This window comes from Pedobacter sp. AC464, assembly GCF_979253075.1.
This window is the reverse complement of the sequence record NZ_CEEDBV010000014.1, coordinates 1-249: the sequence shown is the minus strand read 5'-3', so window position 1 is coordinate 249 and position 249 is coordinate 1. Positions and strand designations below refer to the sequence as shown.

The following is a 249-nucleotide window of genomic DNA, read 5'->3' as shown; positions in this document are numbered from 1 at the left end:
GGTTAATATACTTACATTGTTTTTGCAAATCAAACAACTCTAAACAAAGCAAACAATGAAGGTACTACAATTTACGATGCTTGTTCCTGATGACAAAAGTGTAATATCAGAGCATATTGAACTTCCGTTCTTCTATCAGTCTCTTCACAGGCATGATGAGTGGCAGATTACCTTCATCGAAAAAGGAGAAGGACCCCTAATTGCCGGTCATGACATGCATCCTTTTCGTTCTGGCGATGTTTTTTTATT

General features: G+C 37.3%; 1 protein-coding gene. It reads left to right on the top strand.

The window, feature by feature from the left end; genetic code table 11:
* Positions 1-55: 55 nt before the first annotated feature.
* Positions 56-249, top strand: a 194-nt coding sequence (locus tag AC0IWT_RS19995) for a cupin domain-containing protein (RefSeq protein WP_471798511.1), incomplete at its 3' end; no start/stop codon positions are given.